The sequence below is a fragment of the Paenibacillus cremeus genome (genome assembly GCF_007786445.1).
GTDB classification, from domain to species: domain Bacteria; phylum Bacillota; class Bacilli; order Paenibacillales; family NBRC-103111; genus Paenibacillus_G; species Paenibacillus_G cremeus.
Map to the genome: position 1 here is coordinate 21265 of NZ_VNJI01000054.1, position 19659 is coordinate 40923.

General features: G+C 36.1%; 17 protein-coding genes. All 17 read left to right on the forward strand.

The genetic code is table 11. The annotated features are described in order from the left end of the window. Positions 1-79: 79 nt before the first annotated feature. The gene (locus FPZ49_RS28930) at positions 80-1864 is read left to right on the forward strand and encodes an ABC transporter ATP-binding protein (RefSeq protein ID WP_144853810.1); all 1785 of its coding nucleotides are present in this window, start codon (positions 80-82) and stop codon (positions 1862-1864) included. A gap of 24 nt (positions 1865-1888) precedes the next feature. Next, positions 1889-2974, forward strand: coding sequence for a glycosyltransferase family 2 protein (locus FPZ49_RS28935; protein ID WP_144853812.1), 1086 nt, complete (start codon positions 1889-1891; stop codon positions 2972-2974). 39 nt (positions 2975-3013) lie between these two features. After that, positions 3014-4186: a glycosyltransferase gene (locus tag FPZ49_RS28940; protein WP_144853814.1), complete on the forward strand. Its 1173-nt coding sequence runs from the start codon at positions 3014-3016 to the stop codon at positions 4184-4186. 4 nt (positions 4187-4190) lie between these two features. After that, positions 4191-4976 (forward strand): 6-hydroxymethylpterin diphosphokinase MptE-like protein, encoded by a 786-nt coding sequence (locus FPZ49_RS28945; protein ID WP_144853816.1) that lies wholly within the window; start codon positions 4191-4193, stop codon positions 4974-4976. A gap of 17 nt (positions 4977-4993) precedes the next feature. Further along, positions 4994-5749, forward strand: coding sequence for a 3-deoxy-manno-octulosonate cytidylyltransferase (locus FPZ49_RS28950; RefSeq protein WP_144853818.1), 756 nt, complete (start codon positions 4994-4996; stop codon positions 5747-5749). A 73-nt stretch (positions 5750-5822) separates the two neighbouring features. Then, a complete protein-coding gene (kdsA, locus tag FPZ49_RS28955) occupies positions 5823-6662 on the forward strand; it encodes a 3-deoxy-8-phosphooctulonate synthase (RefSeq protein WP_144853820.1) in 840 nt (279 codons plus the stop codon). After that, a complete protein-coding gene (locus FPZ49_RS28960; RefSeq protein ID WP_144853822.1) occupies positions 6634-7644 on the forward strand; it encodes a KpsF/GutQ family sugar-phosphate isomerase in 1011 nt (336 codons plus the stop codon). The genes kdsA and FPZ49_RS28960 overlap by 29 nt, the downstream gene beginning before the upstream one ends. Continuing rightward, a complete protein-coding gene (locus FPZ49_RS28965) occupies positions 7641-8120 on the forward strand; it encodes a KdsC family phosphatase (protein WP_144853824.1) in 480 nt (159 codons plus the stop codon). The genes FPZ49_RS28960 and FPZ49_RS28965 overlap by 4 nt, the downstream gene beginning before the upstream one ends. Before the next feature lie 229 nt (positions 8121-8349). Beyond that, positions 8350-9798, forward strand: coding sequence for an MBOAT family O-acyltransferase (locus FPZ49_RS28970; protein WP_144853826.1), 1449 nt, complete (start codon positions 8350-8352; stop codon positions 9796-9798). Positions 9799-9814: 16 nt separating this feature from the next. Further along, complete coding sequence (locus tag FPZ49_RS28975) at positions 9815-10909, forward strand: hypothetical protein (protein WP_144853828.1); 1095 nt, start codon at positions 9815-9817, stop codon at positions 10907-10909. Between the two features lie 457 nt (positions 10910-11366). Continuing rightward, the gene (locus tag FPZ49_RS28980; protein WP_144853830.1) at positions 11367-13199 is read left to right on the forward strand and encodes a polysaccharide biosynthesis protein; all 1833 of its coding nucleotides are present in this window, start codon (positions 11367-11369) and stop codon (positions 13197-13199) included. 36 nt (positions 13200-13235) lie between these two features. Further along, positions 13236-14120, forward strand: a complete 885-nt coding sequence (gene galU, locus FPZ49_RS28985) for a UTP--glucose-1-phosphate uridylyltransferase GalU (RefSeq protein ID WP_144853832.1) — start codon at positions 13236-13238, stop codon at positions 14118-14120. 29 nt (positions 14121-14149) lie between these two features. Next, positions 14150-15316, forward strand: a complete 1167-nt coding sequence (locus FPZ49_RS28990; protein WP_144853834.1) for a glycosyltransferase family 4 protein — start codon at positions 14150-14152, stop codon at positions 15314-15316. After that, positions 15279-16346, forward strand: a complete 1068-nt coding sequence (locus FPZ49_RS28995) for a glycosyltransferase (protein ID WP_144853837.1) — start codon at positions 15279-15281, stop codon at positions 16344-16346. The genes FPZ49_RS28990 and FPZ49_RS28995 overlap by 38 nt, the downstream gene beginning before the upstream one ends. 11 nt (positions 16347-16357) lie before the next feature. Beyond that, positions 16358-17467, forward strand: coding sequence for a glycosyltransferase family 1 protein (locus FPZ49_RS29000; protein ID WP_144853840.1), 1110 nt, complete (start codon positions 16358-16360; stop codon positions 17465-17467). Positions 17468-17502: 35 nt separating this feature from the next. Further along, positions 17503-18402 carry a glycosyltransferase family 2 protein gene (locus tag FPZ49_RS29005; RefSeq protein WP_144853842.1) on the forward strand — a complete coding sequence of 300 codons (900 nt, stop codon included), beginning with the start codon at positions 17503-17505 and terminating at the stop codon, positions 18400-18402. A 43-nt stretch (positions 18403-18445) separates the two neighbouring features. After that, positions 18446-19513 carry an EpsG family protein gene (locus tag FPZ49_RS29010; protein ID WP_144853844.1) on the forward strand — a complete coding sequence of 356 codons (1068 nt, stop codon included), beginning with the start codon at positions 18446-18448 and terminating at the stop codon, positions 19511-19513. The last annotated feature ends 146 nt before the right edge of the window (positions 19514-19659 follow it).

Genomic DNA, 19659 nt, shown 5'->3' on the forward strand with positions numbered 1-19659 from the left:
TCTGAGGAATTAGCGTCGGTTCAAGGTGAGTATGAGGCTTACAGAAGGTTGAACTATAAACATTTGAGGTGTAACAAAAATGAAGGATACATTCGAAAAATTATGGGTACTTTTTACTAAAAGTGATAGAAAGAAATTTCTATTACTTTTTTTTATGATGATTATTGCGGCTATCTTTGAAACCATAGGGATTGGATTAGTTGTCCCTTTTGTTGGGATCGTGACAAATCCCAGTATGATAAAAGAACACTCGATTTTATTAAATGTGTACGACGCTCTCAATTTTCAATCAACGAACGCTTTTATTTTATTTGGTGTTGGCGTTCTATTAACGATATTTATTATCAAAAACCTCTATCTACTATTATTTAACAACACACAATATCGTGTCATCTTTAATCAAAGGGTAAAACTTTCGAGGAAAATGTTTAAGGAGTATTTAACAAAGCCATATACATTCCATTTACAGCGGAATTCAGCGGAATTAATAAGGAATGTAAATGAGGAAGTTACGAAAATATTTACTGGTATTTTACTGTCGGGATTCCAATTGCTAACGGAAATCATTGTTATCCTTTTTATACTTACGTTACTTATATTGACAGCGCCGTTAGCAACTTTTTCGTCTGGAATATTGCTGGGTGGAAGTATTCTTCTGTTCTTTAAAATCTTTCGTAAAAAGATTACTCATTTAGGAAAAGAAGATCAAAGAGTAAGTAGAGAGGTACTTAAATGGGTAAAGCAAGGATTAGGGGCAAGCAAGGAAGTAAAGGTTTCAGGAAAAGAAGATTACTTCGTAAATTCGTACAATAGGGAAAGTCAAATATTGACAAACAATATGATTTATAAAAGCACCCTTGATCAAGTACCAAGGTTATTCATTGAGACCTTATTAGTATCCGTTGTCCTTATTACGATGATTATTCTTGTTTTTCAAAGGATTGATATGGCTAGTTTAGTTTCTACTATGTCATTATTTGCTATGGCAGCTTTTCGACTTATGCCTTCTATAACAAGAATCGTTGCGATGCTAACGTCCCTTCGATATAGCCAGCCGGCTTTGACAGTAGTTTATAATGATTTGATTAAAGAGAATGAAGGAAAAAAAGCGGTATTTAATGAATCGACCGATGAGTCGACACAAGTAAAGTTGAATAATGACGAGAAAACCTTTCGGAGTTCTATCAAATTAGAAAACATATATTTTCGTTATCCGAATCAAGAGGAATTTTCAATTAAAAATCTTTCGTTAACCATTCCAATTGGTAAATCAGTTGCATTTATTGGAACCTCGGGTGCCGGTAAAACAACTATTGTAGATATTATATTAGGCCTATTAAAGACCCAAAAAGGTCGTGTATTGGTTGATGGTAGAGAATTAGAGGGGATTTTGCCAATATGGAAAAATAAAATCGGGTATATTCCGCAATCCATTTTTTTAACAGACGAAACGATTAGGAGAAATGTTGCGTTTGGCATTGAGGATAAGGACATTGATGAAACTGCTCTTCAAAAAGCAATTGAAGATTCTCAGTTAAAAGAATTTATTAATACACTTTCTGAAGGATTAGATACAGTGGTTGGCGAGCGGGGAATTAGACTTTCTGGGGGGCAACGTCAGCGTATCGGAATTGCTAGAGCTTTGTATCACAATCCCGAAATTATCTTTTTAGACGAAGCGACTTCTGCTTTAGATAACGAAACAGAAAGAGAAATTATGAAAGCAATAGATAATCTTAAAGGTGAAAAGACATTAATCATTATTGCTCACCGATTAAGCACCATTGAGAATTGTGATATCGTATATAAATTGGATCAAGGCAAATTAATATTAGTGGATAATAAGCTTAAACAGAAGATTTAAGGAAGTTCGGGAAGGAGAAAAGGGATGGACCCTATAACTAGTCCTAAAATTAGTGTAGTTATACCAGTTTACAATGTTGAAAAATATTTACAACGTTGTATTGATAGTATTCTAAGCCAAACGTTTCAGGAATTTGAAGTTATATTAATTGATGATGGTTCAAAGGATAGTTCTGGACAAATTTGCGATGAATATGCAAAAAAAGATAAACGGATAAAAGTTGTACACAAAGAAAATGCGAGAGTTTCAGCGGCTAGAAATGATGGAATAAAAATGGCGAAAGGGAAATACATAAGTTTTATTGATTCTGATGATTGGATTGAAGCCGCTATGTACCGGGATATGTTTAGCAAGGCTGAAGAGTTAAGCCTGGATCTTATTATGTGCGATTTCAAAAAAAAATCAAAAGACTATGAAGACAAACGAACACAACCTATTCGAGAAGGGTATTACTCAAAAGAAGACATCATGAATGAACTGTTTCAAAGTTTAATTATGTTTGATTATGTCGAATTTCCACCAACCATTTCAAACTGTGTTTGTTTATTTAGGTTAGAATTCCTTAGAACTTACAGTATTTACTATGATGAGGATGTACACTATGGTGAGGATTCAATTTTTGGTTCAAAGGCATTGTATCATGCGATAAACTTCTATTATTTAAAAAATCATTTCTATTATAATTACTTTTACAACCCCACTTCTACAACAAATACGTATAATGCAAAGAAGTGGGATTCCTTTCTTAAAATTAATTATAGATTAGAAAGGTATTTTCAGGGGGGGGATGAATTTAATTTTCCCCAACAAATAAAAATAAATATGTTGTATTTTACATTATACACTTTAGGGCAAATAAAATATTCTGAAAGCAATGTGCAAGATAGAATAATAATGATAAGAAATATAATGCATCATCCGAAAGTCAGGGATATCTTTGAAGATTTGGAGGCACCTAAAGTCTCATGGAAGATGAAAATTGTTATTCTTCTAATCAAGTATAAAATGGGTAGATTGTACAATTTATTAGTACTTAATAAACGTAGATTGGTTAGGCTTGGAGCGTTTACCTTTTCGCCTAAGAATGTAACTAACCAAACAATAGATTAAAAGTGTTAGTGTTAGAAAACAATTTGAAGAGGTTTTTAAATGAAGAAAATTTTGTTTGTAAACGGTCATTTAAATGTCGGTGGAGTTGAGAACTCTCTAATCAATGTGCTGAAGAGGGTAGACTATAATCATTATGAAATCGATTTGATACTATTTGAAGGACTTGGCGATTATGCTCATGAAGTTCCCAAGGAAGTCAATGTTATTTCCTACGATCTATCAAAAGCTTATGGTCCACTTAAGCAGTGCATTTTAGATAACATACGTACCAGGAATTGGTTCTGGTTATGTTTTCGCTTAATAACTTTGCTTGAGAAAATCATAGGGGTAAAGGCGTTCACTTTTGCTAGGCCACTTTTTAAGTTGAGTAAAAGGTATGACTGTGCAATAGCATACCGTGTAGGTATTTGCACTGACTTTGTTGGATATGTAATCAACAGTAAAAAGAAGATAACATGGTGGCATCACGGGACGTTTGATTATCCGGAAAAGGTAATAAAACGATTGACTAAAGTATTTCAAAAATTTGATGAAATAATAGCGGTATCAGATAGCAGCAATAGAATGATAAGAAGCAACATTGACGGTATAGAAAATAAAACGATTACGATACCAAATATAGTAAATGCCGATGAAATTAAACAAAAAGCAAATGAAGAGACAGCTTATCAAATTAAATTTAATGAAAATATAACTCTGCTAAGTGTAGGGCGATTGTCACCCGAAAAGGGGATGATTAACTGTGTTCATGCATGTAAAAAGTTAATTGAAAATGGATTTAATATTAAATGGTATCTTATTGGAGATGGTGTCCAGTATGGTGAAATTGAAAAATGCATTAAAGATTATAAATTAGAAAATGATATTTTTCTTTTAGGATCCATTCCAAATCCTTACCCCTATATAAAAAATGCTACGATATATGTTCATCCATCCCTTGTTGAATCACTGTCCATCACGGTATTGGAAGCTCTAACTTTAAATACCCCTGCTGTTATTGCCAGGTCTATGGGGCCCATGGAATTTATAAGACACAAGGAGAATGGTCTACTAGTGGAACCCACCCCGGATGGTTTGGTTGGTGGGATCATTTCTCTGTTAAAGGATGATCAACTTTATACCAAATTGAAAAAGGATCATAGTGATGTGTTAAAAAATTACAGTCCAGAAGTTGTGATGAAAAAAATATATCATTTAACCGAGGTTGGTTAGATCTATGGAAAAAGTTAAAGGTTCAATATCTACATCGATATATAGTACTAAAAAATATATTTATGAATTGGCATTTCCCTTCTCTAGACAAGGGAAAAGTATGAAAGCCTTGAAAAATATTCATTTAAATAAGCGTTGCTTTATAATCGGAAATGGTCCTAGTTTGAGGGCTAAAGACCTCGATAAGCTGAAGCATGAAGTTACCTTTGCCTTTAATCGAATTTACTATATATTCGATCGCACGGATTGGCGACCCATGTATTATTGTTCTGAAGATGACAAGACCATTTTTAAAAGTAAAGAAGAGATCAATAAAATAGAAGTCAAAAATAAATTTTTCCCCGTTAACATTCCGCGGGACTATAAAATTAACTTCGATGAGGCAATGTATTATATCTTTAAGTTCGGCGATAGAACAGTTGAACCTGAGTTTTCCGAGAATATTGTCAAGGGAATATACTGGGGGAATACCGTTGCATATACCGCAATTCAATTAGCTGTATATATGGGAATAAAAGAAATCTATCTCTTAGGTGTTGACCATAATTTCAGTAAAATGGTCAACGATAAAGGTGAAATAGTCATAGACGAGACGGCTAAGGATTATTTTATTGAAAAGTATAACACTGACAAAGAAGACTTGTATATTCCCAACATTGAGGTTTCAACGAGAGCATTTATATCTGCAAAAAAATACGCAGATAAAAACCATATAAAAATATTCAATGCAACACGTGGCGGGAAGTTAGATGTATTTGAAAGAGTAGAGTTTGATAAAATCCATTTTTAGAAAAGGTGGTAACAAGTATGAGAATAGTTGGAGTAATACCAGCAAGAGGCGGCTCAGCAAGATTCTATAATAAACCGTTAGCCAATATTTTTGGAAAACCTATGGTTTGGTGGGTTTACACACACTCCATGGAGGTTGAATGCTTTGAAGAGGTATATATTGCCACTGATAGTGAAGAAATAAAGAGCGTATGTGAAGGTTTTGGAGCAAAAGTGATTATGACCTCTAAAGACCATGATACGGCAACAGAAAGGCTGTATGAAGTCTCCCAAATCATTGATGCAGATCTTTATGTGATGGTAAACGGTGATGAGCCTGTCATAGAAGCTAAAGACATAGTAAAGTGTATTCCAGATGGTTTGAACAAAGATGAATTTTATGTTTCAAATCTTATGACTGATTTTTCAGACCCTGTTGAGGTTGTGGATACAACGAATTTGAAAATTGTAACAAATAAAGATGGCATTTGCTTGTTCATTTCTCGCAGCCCGATACCATTTCCTAAAGGAGGTATGAACTATACATACCAAAAGTTTGTGGGGGTGGGGGCATTTACCAAAACAGCTCTTCAATATTATCATGAAACGCCTAGAGGCCCTATTGAAAAAATTGAAGAGAACGATTCATTCAGGTTTATTGAGAATAGGAAGGATATCTATTATATTAATGCACATTGTAAGACCATCTCGGTTGATACACCAAAAGACATTGATAAAGTTGTAGAATATATGGCTGGAAAAATGAGCGAGCGTCACATGCTGCCCATATCCTAATACAAGAAAATCCCCATCTATCAGGTGGGGATTATTTAAGTTTATAAAAATATACTGGGAGGAAAAAGTTACAATGAAAACGATGAAAGTTGGTAGCATTTCAATGGATAACACAATATTTACGTTGATTGCAGGACCTTGTGTAATTGAATCAGAGGCGCAAGTGATGGAAGTTGCATCAAGGATGAAAGACATTACCAATCGACTTGGTATTCCGTATATTTTTAAATCATCCTTCGATAAAGCGAATAGAACTTCTATTTCCTCATTCAGAGGACCAGGAATTCATGAAGGACTGCGTATACTTAAAAAAGTTAAAGATGAGTTTGGGGTACCTATAGTAACAGATATTCATGAACCGTATCAAGCAAAGATTGTAGCCGAGGTTGTGGATATGATCCAAGTTCCTGCATTTCTTTGCAGACAAACGGATTTATTGGTTGCATCAGCTGAAACGGGACTACCCGTAAACATTAAAAAAGCACAGTTTTTATCTGCTAAAGATATGAAAAATGTTATAACAAAAGTTGAAGAATCAGGTAATGAAAATATTCTTTTATGCGAAAGAGGCAATACATTCGGTTATAACAATTTAGTTGTTGATATGACTAACATCATTGAAATGAAAAAATTTGGTTATCCGGTTGTTTTTGATGCAACACACAGCGTTCAAAAACCTGGAGGAAACCTTACCTCAACCGGTGGTAATCGTGAATATGTGGAGTATTTAGCTAAAGCAGCGATAGCGGTCGGTGCAGATGTATTATTTATGGAAGTGCATGAGGATCCCGATCATGCAAAGTCCGATGGCCCGAATATGGTTAAGCTTGACGAAATTGAGGTAATACTTAAAAAGCTTATTAAACTATATAAGGCGGTACGCGATGATGAATCAATTCGATATTCTCACTAAATCGGAAATTGAACATCAATTCGATATTCTCTCTGAATCAAAATATGTTTTTGAGACTGAGATAAATGCAATAAAATTAGTAAAAGAGGCTCTAGATGAAAACTTTGTAAGAATTGTTGAGCTGATTTCTAATTGTAATGGCAAAGTTATTGTTACAGGAATGGGAAAATCTGGGCATGTTTCAAGAAAGATTGCAGCCACATTATCTAGTCTTGGAACATCATCGTTTTTCCTTCATCCCGCAGAAGCTCTACATGGTGACTTAGGGATGATCTCGGCGAATGATATCGTAATAGCGATTAGTTATAGTGGGGAAAGTGAAGAGATTGCTAGAATTCTTCCTAATATAAAAATAATAGGTGCAACACTGATTGGAATTTCTGGAAATCCAAAATCAATCCTAGTAAGGTACAGTGATTACTCCTATGTGTTCCCTGAATTTAGGGAAGCCTGTTCAATGAATTTAGCACCTACATCCAGTACTACGGTTGCAATGGTTTGGGGAGATGCACTAGCTGTTTGTTTATCAAAAGTTTATGGCTTTCGTGAATGGAATTACGCATTATTTCATCCAGCCGGTTCCCTTGGAAAAAAACTGCTGATAAAAGTAGATGACATTATGCATACAGGGGATAAAAACGCTGTAGTAATGGTTGGTACTAAATTAAAAGATGCTATTATCGAGATGAGCACGAAAGCCATTGGAATTATTAATATTGTAAATGAAAACAACGAATTAATTGGAGTCTTTACGGACGGTGATCTAAGGAGATTATTTACAAGAGAAGTAAATATTTATGGTTTGTCAGTAGACGATGTAATGGTGAAGACTCCAATCTGTATTGATCTGGATGTGCTCGCTGTAGATGCATTAAAGATAATGCAAGAAAAGAATATTTCTGCATTGCCAATTATTAAGAATCATCGACTAGTTGGAACAGTAAGAGTAAATGATATTCTTGGAGTGGGTATATTCTTATGATAAAGGAAAAAGACTTATCTAAAATTAAAATGCTTGTTATGGATGTTGATGGTACCCTAACAGATGGGAAAATTTATGTTAGCGGAAATGGTGAAGTTTTTAAAGCGTTTAATGTAAAAGATGGATATCGTTTAATTAATCTTAAACAGTATAATATTATACCCGTTATCATTACTGCTAAAAAATCAGAAATAGTAGCTAAACGTGCTGCTGAACTAAAGATTGAAGAGGTTTATCAAGGGGTTGACAATAAGCGGCGGGTGTTGGATGAGGTTATGAATAAATATCAATTAAGCTATGAAAATGTTGCTTATATTGGTGATGATGTTAATGATATGGATTGCATGAAAGTTTGCTATCTGAAAGCTTGCCCAGCTGATGCAATAAATGAAGTTATTGGTGCAGTAGATTACGTCTGTACAGCTAATGGTGGTAATGGGGCAGTTAGAGAGTTTATTGATTTAATAGTAATGTGAGGAAGAAATATGGCAAGTACTGCAATGGCGTCGATGTTATGAAATTTATATGCTCAATATTAGTGGTGGTCTTTCATGCACCACCACTAATCTCTGATTCATAGATGTGGGATTATTTAGAGCATTCCCGTGTGAAAAATGAATAAAAGATATCTTGAGATAGATTCATTACGAGGTTTAGTTACAAATGTCTAACTGAATATGAAAAAATAAAGGAAATGGTGTAATCATGCTATTTAACTCATATGAATTTATTTTTTTATTTTTACCTATTGTATTTTTAGGTTATTTTATTTTAAATAAAAAACGTTTAGTTTTTTTGGGGAAAATTTGGTTAATTATTGGTTCATTATGCTTTTATAGTTGGTGGAATATACAATATTTATCAATATTACTGATGTCACTATTATTTAATTTTGCTGCAGGCGCTTTATTGGGAAGTAAACAGCAAAGAATTAATAGAAAAGCCGTGCTGGTTCTAGGAATTATTTTCAATGTAAGTTTATTAGGCTATTATAAATACTTTGATTTTTTAATTACTAATACAAATGCATTATTTAATAGTCATTTTTCACTATTACATTTAGTTTTGCCTCTAGGAATAAGCTTCATCACCTTCCAAAAAATAGCCTTCCTTATAGATTCCTACAAGAAACAATCGATGAAATATAACTTCTTAAATTTTTCACTATTTGTTACCTTTTTTCCTCAGTTAATTGCAGGACCAATTGTTCATCATTCAGAGATTATGCCTCAATTTGATCAATTAAAAAATAAGGTTATAAATTTTCGAAACATTTCCTTAGGTATATTTATCTTTTCAATAGGCTTGTTTAAAAAAGTTGCTATTGCAGATTCATTAGCTTCTTGGGCCACAATGGGCTTTGATAATGCAAAAACATTGACCTTTTTTGAGGGTTGGATTACTTCACTGTCCTATACATTTCAATTATATTTTGATTTTAGTGGATATACGGATATGGCCATTGGGACTGCATTATTGTTTAACATAGTATTACCAATGAATTTTAATTCGCCATATAAAGCACTAGATATTCAAGATTTTTGGAAAAGATGGCACATCACTCTGAGCCGGTTTTTGACGCAATACATCTACATACCTCTTGGTGGAAATAGAAAAGGGAATACAAGAACTTATATTAATATATTAATAGTGTTTTTAATTAGTGGTTTATGGCATGGTGCTGGATGGACGTTCATTTTTTGGGGGCTTCTACATGGTGCTGCTACTGTCATTAATCGTTACTGGAAGTCACAAGATTTTAAGTTAAATAAATATATAGCTTGGTTCATTACTTTTAATTTTGTCAACATAGCGTGGGTTTTTTTTAGAGCTACAACATGGGGAGATGCAATAAAAGTATTAAGAGGCATGATCGGACTTAACGGGATGGCATTGCCAGACTTTGGAAAGCTCTCTTTTTTAAAAAATTACGGATTTACAATAAGCCCTTATTTTATTAATTTGAATGAGTTGATGATCGCAATTCCTTACATATTTGTTAGCATGCTTGTTGTTGTATATTGTAAAAATTCCAATAAGTTATCTGGAAGTTTTCAGCCAAACATAATAATTTCCATTTGTATTTCCATTATTTTCGTTTATTGCATAACAAGCCTTAATAAAATAAGTCAGTTTTTATACTTCAATTTCTAAAAAGGAGCAATAAAAATTGAGTAAAAATTGGGTGCGAAATACAATAACTTATATGTTTATATTTTCATTGATATTAGTTCTATTTAATTTACTTATTGATCCACTGCAATTCTATAGGTCTAAAGAGGCTAATAGTATATATTGGACGGAAGAGAGATGGCAGCTGCCAGGTTTAGCAAAAAATTATAAATACAATACGATAATATTAGGAACTTCCATGACAGAAAATTTCGTCCCAAGTGAAGTAAATGGTATTTTTCCTAGGGCAAAAACACTAAAACTATCCATTGCAGGTTCCTCTGCTTATGAACAGAATAAAATTGCTGAAATTGCTTTTCAAAATAACCAAATTGATAATGTTATTTGGGGGTTAGATTATACTTCTCTAAGTAAAGATGATTTTAATAAAGAAGAATTCCCAGCGTTTCTTTATGATAATAACCAGGCAAATGATCTGAAATATTTGTTAAATATAACAACGATAAAATATAGTATTATTTCCATTTTATATAATATAACACCTAAGTTAGCTAAAATTACTTCAGCCATGATTGACTTTAAGGATGCGCCACAACGGGATTTAAACTCACTTTATTTTTGGGGGGGACTATACACATATAGTAAGGAAAACGTTATAGCTGATTATTCTCGTAAAATTCTAGAAGATAAGAAAAATAAAAAAGAATTACTTGAAAGCTTTAGTTTTAATAGGCTAAAGAGTAGTATCGATAACAATATTCTTCCTATCGTTAAAAACAATCCAGCCACTCATTTTTATTTTTACTATCCTCCCTACTCAATTTTAATGAACGAGCGTTTTTATGAGTTAGATCCAGTTATTGTAGATAATATAATCAAAAGTAGAGAGTATTTTTATTCAGAATTAAACAAGTATCAAAACGCAAAACTTTTTGACTTTACCACAGATAAAGAAATTACGTTTAATTTAAACAATTATAAAGATACGATGCACCATAGTCCAGAAATTAATAAATATATATTAAAATCATTACATGATGATAGATATTTGGTAACAGATAATAAATTGCAGCTTTTTCTTCAAGAGTATAGAACTCAGATCAAAGGTTTTTCTATGGTACAAATAAACTAATCGAACATAAATGTTCAAATACCGTTATCAATAAAACCGCGTTTAAGAAAATGCAGATTGCAGTTGACTTGTTCTATATAAAGAACTATTATAATAATAAGAACGCATTACTTCAGTGAAGGTATGCAACTCATTTTTTTTTTTTTTTATAGTTACGTTCTTTATATAGAACAATACATTTTATGAACTAGCAATGTAACGAACGATTTTAAAAGAGTATGTGCAACAATACAGACCGTTGTTCACTATAAGGAATTTGGTGATGTCTCCTCGCCGTTATCAAAGGGGGCACTCGGCCATGCTGTGGGTTGAAATAAACCTTAGACGCCAGTCGTCGAAGGTATGGTGTGAGGATGGGTTCGATGCCCGTTTATCATTAAGTTCTTGACTATGAGGTTTTGTCTTAAAGACCCTATAGTCAAGAACTTTATTGAATTGAATGGAAAGGGTGATTTCATTGACCTACCGCCAAAGATTTTCATTTTTGATTTTATTGGATTCATTTATTGTTCTAACCGCTATCTACTTCAGTCAGTTTCTGGTGAATGCTACTCTTCATGTCGTGACTGTTCCCATGGTTGTCAGCTCGATTACCCTACTGCTTAGTCATCATCTTTTCTCTGTTCGTTACAAGCTATATAAAAAGGCTTGGGAATATGCCAGCATCGGGGAGTTATTGATTATTTTTAAGGCAGTCTCTTTCTCTATATTGGCTACCGGCACTGTTCAGCTCATGATAATGCAAACGACGTTCTTCCGATTGCTTGCCGTGACCTGGATGCTGCACATGCTGTTAATAGGCGGCTCAAGGTTTTGTTGGAGAGTCTTTCGCGATGCCTATGTTCAGAAGTCTCGCAATAAGAAGCGAACTCTGATCGTCGGTGCAGGGGCGGCAGGGACAATGATTGCAAGACAGCTGATCGGCAATAATGAAGCAGAGCTGGTACCGATCGCGTTCATTGATGATAACCTGAAGAAGCAGAAGCTCGACATATTGGGTATACCGGTGGTCGGCGGGAGTGAACAGATTGAGAGGGTCGTTACAGAGTGGGGGATCGACAACATTATTATTGCGATTCCCTCTCTAAATAAAAAGCAGTTGAACCGTATCTTCCAGGAATGCGCAAAAACTGCCGTAAAAACCCAGATATTACCAATGCTTGAGGACATCGTAACGGGGAAAGTAACCGTTAGTCAATTCCGGGATGTAGAGGTAGAGGATTTATTAGGCCGAGAGCCAGTTGAACTGAATATGGAAAGCATTTCGGAATATATAACGAATAAGGTTGTTCTTGTCACCGGAGCGGGAGGATCGATCGGGTCGGAGATTTGCCGGCAAATTGCAAGGTTTCATCCGGATAAGCTAATATTACTTGGACATGGCGAGAACAGCATCTACTCAATTGAGATGGAATTGAAGGATTCGTTCGGAAATACTCAAATCGAATTTATAACGGAAATCGCCGACATCCAAGATGCAAAAAAAATGATGGCCGTTATGAGCACGTATCACCCTGATGTCGTTTATCATGCCGCCGCACATAAGCACGTGCCACTTATGGAACGAAATCCGGAGGAAGCGGTAAAAAACAATGTAATTGGGACGATGAATGTCGCCAAAGCAGCGAGTCGGTATGGAGTAACTACATTCGTCATGATCTCAACGGATAAAGCGGTCAATCCGACCAGCGTCATGGGGGCTACAAAACGGTTAGCTGAAATGATCGTTCAGAACATGGATAAGATCAGTAATACCAGGTTTGTTGCCGTACGGTTCGGCAACGTTTTAGGAAGCCGCGGCAGCGTCATTCCTCGATTCAAGAAACAAATTCAGAGTGGCGGTCCGGTTACGGTTACGCATCCCGACATGGTTCGTTACTTTATGACGATCCCGGAGGCCTCCAGACTGGTCTTGCAAGCTGGTGCTTTGGCTCAGGGTGGAGAAATTTTCGTCTTGGACATGGGGGAGCCGGTAAAAATCGTGAACCTCGCAAAAAATTTAATCAGGTTATCCGGAAGCTCCATTGAAGAAATTGGGATTGAATACAGTGGAATTAGACCTGGGGAAAAGCTATTCGAAGAACTGCTTAAGGAAGACGAGATTCATGAGCAGCAGGTTCATCCTAAGATTTACATAGGGAAAACGGCAGACCTTCTAATCAGCGAAATTGAAGAGGTCATTGACTCGTACGTATCCCTTGATAAAGAAGCGCTAAGGAATCAGTTGCTAGGTTTAACGAATCAAAAGCTAACACCTAAGCTACCTAAGAAGCTCATATCCACAGGTTAATACGGAATGCAACGTTTAAAGGAGAGTATGTCAAACATGAAACTAAGAAAAGCAATCATTCCTGCCGCTGGGCTTGGAACGAGATTTCTGCCTGCCACTAAAGCAATGCCTAAAGAAATGCTGCCAATCGTAGATAAACCTACGATTCAATACATTGTCGAGGAAGCAGTCGACTCGGGGATCGAAGATATTATTATCGTTACTGGAAAGGGTAAAAGAGCGATAGAGGACCACTTCGATAATTCGTTCGAATTGGAGCAAAATCTTCTGGAAAAACGGAAATTGGATTTGCTGAATGAAGTCCAAAAGTCATCAAAAATGGTTGACATTCATTATATCCGACAGAAAGAGCCAAGAGGGCTCGGGCACGCTATCTGGTGCGCTCGCAAATTTATTGGTAACGAGCCATTCGCTGTTCTGTTGGGTGACGATATTGTGAGTGGCGCCGATAAACCTTGTTTAAAACAGATGATTGAGCAATACGATCGATATAAGGCATCTATTATTGGAGTCAAGCATGTTTCTGATAATGAAGTATCCCGGTATGGCATAGTGGATGGAAAAAAAATCGCTGAGCGATTCTACAATGTAAGCAATTTAGTAGAAAAGCCGAAGCTGGAGAATGCGCCATCCAATCTTGCTATCATGGGGCGCTATATTTTAAGTCCGATGATCTTTGATATTTTGGGCAGTCAAGAGCCAGGTGCCGGTGGAGAAATCCAGCTTACGGACGCGATTGCAGGATTGAATCACTTCGAAGCGGTTTATGCTTATGAATTTGAAGGAACTCGATACGATGTCGGAGAGAAAATGGGTTTTATTCAAACGACCATTGAGTTTGCCCTACAGCGCGAGGATTTGAAGTACAAATTGTTAGATTACCTTTCCAAGATGATGGAAAAGCAATTGCTTAATAAGTGACCGAAATTATCCAAGAACGGGTGGTTTAAGTGTCCCCAAAAATCTTGTTTGTTGCAACGGTTGATTATCATTTTAAGGCATTTCATTTGCCCTATCTGGAGTGGCTGCAGCAGCAAGGCTGGGAGGTTCATGTAGCTGCAAAAGGGAATATGGAGCTTCCGTATGTGGATCGCAAGTATGATCTACCGATCGAACGGTCGCCCTTTCGGAAAGAAAACATAAACGCCTATCGTGAGCTAAAATCAATTATGGATAGTAATAAGTATGAAATCGTCCATTGTCATACACCAGTAGGTGGTGTTCTCACCCGCCTTGCGGCAAGAAAAGCTCGAAAACAAGGGACTAAGGTTATTTATACCGCGCATGGCTTTCATTTTTGTAAGGGTGCACCACTAATAAACTGGGTGACCTACTACCCGATCGAAAGACTATTATCCCATTTAACCGATTGCCTTATAACTATCAACGAAGAAGATTATCAGCTCGCTGTGAAGCACAAGTTTAATGCCGGACGTATTGAACACGTACATGGGATTGGGGTAGACACAGAGCGCTTTACAACAGTTGGAAAAACACGAAAGCATGAACTGCGACTAAAAGCGGGCTATAAACAAGACCAAATTCTGATGTTTTACGCTGCTGAATTTAATAAAAATAAAAATCAGCAGCTTCTGATTAGAGCATTGGCAAAAATTAAAGATGAGGTTCCCCAAGCGAGACTCTTACTTGCAGGGGAAGGGCATTTAAAAGCAGACTGCATAGAATTGGCTAATCAGCTTGGGATTTCAGGAATGGTTGATTTTTTAGGGTATCGGAACGATATCGATGAGTTGCTGCCCTTATCCGATATTGCTGTAGCATCAAGTCTTCGAGAGGGACTGCCAGTAAACATTTTGGAGGCCATGTCATGTGAATTGCCGGTTGTTGCAACAATGAACAGAGGTCACTCCGAGCTAATTCGGGATATGGAAAATGGTTTTGTTGTGTCTCATAAGGATTATCACCTGTATGCAACACAATTGCTTAAACTCTGTCTGTCAACGTCTCTGCGCAAAAATATGGGTATCGCAAGTGCAAATATGGTAAATAAATATTCGCTTTTCGAAGTAAAGATAAAATTGGGCGAAATATATTCCCAATATATGTCGGGGGAACGCGATGAATCCAAAAGTGAGTATCGTAGTGCCTATATATAATATGGAAAACTATTTGAGTAGATGTTTGGATAGCTTGTTGTCTCAAAGGTTGTCGGATATTGAGATTATCGCGGTAAATGACGGCTCTACGGATACGAGCTTACAAATTCTTCAGGAGTATGCAAATAGAGATAAACGTTTGTTAATTATAGAAAAACAAAATGGTGGTGTCTCATCTGCGCGAAATGAAGGATTGAGTATCGCGAGAGGACAATATATCGGCTTTGTCGATCCAGATGACTGGGTGGATTCGGAAATGTATAGAGCACTGTATGAAACAGCTGTCCAGGAGAAAGCTGATATCGCCATGTGCTCCTATATGCGTGAGTTTGGCACCCATGCAAAGGAGAAGGATTTCCCCCTTCCGGATAAGGTATCTTATAGTGGTGACGAAGTTCAATCTAAGATTCTTCGTCGCTTGGTGGGCCCGTTAAATGAAGAGATCTCCAATCCGGAGCTTCTTGATGCCTGGGGAACTGTATGGTCAAAGTTATATCGATCAGAAATCATTAAAGAAAATGGTGTTCAATTCGTAGATCTCAGTATTGTAGGGACCAACGAGGATTCACTTTTTAATATACACACGTTCTATTATGCAAAATCGTTTGTCTTTCTCAATAGACCTTATTATCATTATTGGCGCGTGAATACAACTTCGGTTACAACGGGTTATAAGCCGGATCTTATAAATAAATGGTTTACCCTTTACAGTACGATTGAAAGATTCTTAACCGAAAAAAGGATGCTTCCAGAGTTTCATTGTGCTCTAAACAATCGGATTTGTCTTAATGCTTTAGGACTTGGCTTAAACACTGTTAGTTTAAGCAATAAAGTCCCCTTTTGGCGGAAGATTAGCATGTTAAACTCGATTTTGAATGATAGCAGAATAAAGCACTCCTTCAAGCACCTTGAAATGAAGTATTTTTCAATTGTTTGGAGGTTGTTTTATTTCTGTGCGAAATATAGGTTTGCTGTGGGATTTTATATGATGTTAGTAACCATGGATCGTCTTAGAAAGATTATTAGATAGGAGCGATATTTTTGGAACCAGTTCGTATACTCCAAGTAGTCACCATTATGAATCGTGGTGGACTTGAAACAATGTTAATGAATTACTATCGACAAATGGACCGCAGCCGGATTCAGTTTGATTTTATGGTGCATAGGGCTGAAAAGGGCCAGTACGATGATGAAATCTCGCGTCTCGGAGGGAAAATTTATCGAATGCCGCAAATACGACCAGGCAACTACGGAGTATATTTCAAAATGTTAGATGAGTTTTTCGTAAATCATCCTGAATATAGATTGATACATTCTCATATAAACGAGAATAGCAGTTTTGTACTACGGGCGGCAAAACAAGCGGGTGTTCATTCTCGTATTGCACATAGTCACACAAGTAATCTAGGGGTTGATTTTAAATTACCTTTTCGAATATATGCGAGACTGTTTATGAAGAATAGCGCTAGCATGTATTTTGCATGTTCAGAATCCGCGGGCCAATGGCTATTTGGAAAAAAACTTTTAAATTCAGGGAATGTAACAATTCTCAAGAATGCAATAAATTTGGATGAATTTAGATATAGTTCTGAATTGAGAAACGAAATCAGAAAAAAGTTGAATATCGTCGGTGGTAAATTAGTTGTTGGACATGTGGGTAGATTTCACAAGTCAAAAAATCATGAATTCCTGATAGATATATTTAAAGCCTTGAATAAGAAGAATCCGAACTCCGTACTTCTATTGGCGGGGGATGGTGAGGAACGCCAATATATTGAAGAAAAGGTTTCTAACCTAGGCCTAACTTCTGCTGTTATATTTCTAGGCATTAGAGATGATATAGCAAGGGTCATGCAGGCGATGGATATATTCTTATTTCCTTCTTTTTTTGAAGGTGCCCCCGTAGTAATGATAGAAGCACAGGCTACAGGATTAACATGTGTAGTATCAGATACAATAACTCGTGAAATTGACTTAACTGGTCGTGTGAAGTACATGAGTCTTAAGGAATCGCCAGATGTATGGGCGGATTCGATTCTTGCATTACCCCAGGAGCATGAAGATACAACAGATCTGTTACGCCAAAAAGGATATGATATCGTTACAACCGCTAATAGTTTAGGTGAATTTTATTTGGATAATGTTTTGTAGTTCAAGTAAGTTTAGAGTTTATGGGGGATTAAACAATGAGTCATACATTAACTGTTTTTACGCCTACATTTAACCGAGCATATACACTTCATCTTTGTTACGAAAGTTTAAAACGTCAAACTTGTAAGGATTTCATTTGGTTGATTATAGATGACGGATCTACGGATAAAACAAGGGAACTTGTTAATGACTGGATTTCAGAGAATTTGGTTCCAATCCGTTATCATTTTCAAGAGAATCAAGGAATGCACGGAGCGCATAATACTGCCTATGAGTTGATCGATACGGAACTCAACGTATGCATTGATTCGGATGACTATATGGCCAATGATGCTGTTGAGAAAATTGTTTCATTTTGGAAGAAACATGGTAACGAAAGGTTTGCGGGGATTATTGGATTGGATGCCACTCCAAATGGCGAAATAATTGGAACCGAACTACCGGGACATTTAAAGGTGGCTAAGTTATCGGATATATATTCTAAGCATAGAGTCCAAGGCGATAAAAAGCTGGTATATCGATCAGAGCTTACACGGAGGAGTCCACCGTATCCGGTTTTTCCTGGTGAAAAGTACTGTCCTCTTAGTTATAAGTATGTTCTAATCGATCAAGACTGTCCCTTGCTTATTATGAACGAAATCCTGTGCCACGTTGAATATTTGGTGGACGGTTCAAGTATGAACATCGTCAAACAGTATAAGAGGAACCCTCAGGGATTCCTATTTTTTAGAAAAATCGCTATGCAGTATGCACCCTCGTTTAAAGAAAGATATCGCGAAGCTATGCACTATGTTTCAAGCAGCATAATGATTCGAAATTACAAATTTTTGTTCGAGTCCCCATGTAAATGGACTACTTTATTGGCTGTACCATTTGGCACGTTGCTTTATGTATATATCCAAAACACAAATAGGGCAACTGTTATGAAGAAGTAAAAATGAACGATATGTCCTTATTCAGTGAGAGGGAATATTGTAAATGACTATATTATGGCTTACATTGTTTAGTGCATTTGTTATATCACTATTTTCCAGATATCTAGCAAAACCTGCAGCGGTGGGAACTGTTTTTATTCAACCAAATAAGTTTTATGTATTCATTGCGATGATAATCATAGTGCTTGTATCCGGTTTAAGGAAAAATATCGGCGATACGTTTTTCTATATGTATTCTTATACACTTATTCATTTGAATTTGGGAGATATTGGATTAAAGGGGGAGTTTGGATTTGCATTTTTGCAATATTTGTTACAGCAAATATCGGCTGACCCCCAAATACTGATTTTCACAGTTGCCTTGATAACGAACGTTCTTGTTATCATTGTTTTATACAAATACTCGAGATTATTTGAATTAAGTATCTATTTATACTTTACTACCGGACTGCTTCTAACATCCATGAATGGAATCAGGCAGTTTCTTGCTGCCGCCATATTGTTCATGGCAACCAAATATATATTCGATGGCAGCTGGAAAAAGTATATTGCCGTAGTGCTATTTGCTTCCACAATCCATCAATCTGCACTTATCCTCATACCGATTTACTTTATTGTAAGAAGGAAAGCGTGGACTACACAAACCTATATCTTGCTTGCTTTTGCAGTAATTTTCGTTATAGGCTTTAATACACTTTCACAAGCGTTATTTTCGGTTATACAGGATACGAAATATAGCGAATATCAAGCTCTTGAAACACACGGAGCTAATTTTTTGAGAGCAATTGTGTGTGCTGTTCCCGTCGTTCTAGCCTATTTCGGGAGAGATAAGCTCAGAGAGATCTTTCCCGATAGTGACTATGTTGTAAACATGTGCTTAATTAATCTGGTTTTCATGCTAATCGCAACGCAGCAGTGGATTTTTGCCAGGTTTAGTTTTTATTTCGGTTTATATAATCTGATCTTAATCCCTTGGGTAGTCAAGCTGTTTCCCAAAAAGGAACAGAAGTTAATTTATTTCGCGATTCTCATTTGTTACCTTATTTATTATTATTACGAAAATACAATCAGCTTGGATATTGTTTACAAAAGCGACTATATTAAATTTTAATCGGAGGTAAGTTCGAGTGAGGATTGAAACATGAATATCTCCCAAAAATTATCACAACAACAGCTACAGGAGATACTGGAGGACATATACAAGAAAGGGCATGAATCTACGGATGTCTGTGTGAAGGATATTATCGAGGATCTAAA

What these genes read in the sequence shown, in the direction of transcription:
- FPZ49_RS28965 (WP_144853824.1), top strand. Translation starts at nt 7,641, where the DNA reads ATGATAAAGGAAAAAGACTTATCTAAAATTAAAATGCTTGTTATGGAT.
- FPZ49_RS28930 (WP_144853810.1), top strand. Translation starts at nt 80, where the DNA reads ATGAAGGATACATTCGAAAAATTATGGGTACTTTTTACTAAAAGTGAT.
- FPZ49_RS28945 (WP_144853816.1), top strand. Translation starts at nt 4,191, where the DNA reads ATGGAAAAAGTTAAAGGTTCAATATCTACATCGATATATAGTACTAAA.
- kdsA (WP_144853820.1), top strand. Translation starts at nt 5,823, where the DNA reads ATGAAAACGATGAAAGTTGGTAGCATTTCAATGGATAACACAATATTT.
- FPZ49_RS28995 (WP_144853837.1), top strand. Translation starts at nt 15,279, where the DNA reads ATGAATCCAAAAGTGAGTATCGTAGTGCCTATATATAATATGGAAAAC.
- galU (WP_144853832.1), top strand. Translation starts at nt 13,236, where the DNA reads ATGAAACTAAGAAAAGCAATCATTCCTGCCGCTGGGCTTGGAACGAGA.
- FPZ49_RS28935 (WP_144853812.1), top strand. Translation starts at nt 1,889, where the DNA reads ATGGACCCTATAACTAGTCCTAAAATTAGTGTAGTTATACCAGTTTAC.
- FPZ49_RS29010 (WP_144853844.1), top strand. Translation starts at nt 18,446, where the DNA reads ATGACTATATTATGGCTTACATTGTTTAGTGCATTTGTTATATCACTA.
- FPZ49_RS28950 (WP_144853818.1), top strand. Translation starts at nt 4,994, where the DNA reads ATGAGAATAGTTGGAGTAATACCAGCAAGAGGCGGCTCAGCAAGATTC.
- FPZ49_RS29005 (WP_144853842.1), top strand. Translation starts at nt 17,503, where the DNA reads ATGAGTCATACATTAACTGTTTTTACGCCTACATTTAACCGAGCATAT.
- FPZ49_RS28960 (WP_144853822.1), top strand. Translation starts at nt 6,634, where the DNA reads ATGATGAATCAATTCGATATTCTCACTAAATCGGAAATTGAACATCAA.
- FPZ49_RS28970 (WP_144853826.1), top strand. Translation starts at nt 8,350, where the DNA reads ATGCTATTTAACTCATATGAATTTATTTTTTTATTTTTACCTATTGTA.
- FPZ49_RS28940 (WP_144853814.1), top strand. Translation starts at nt 3,014, where the DNA reads ATGAAGAAAATTTTGTTTGTAAACGGTCATTTAAATGTCGGTGGAGTT.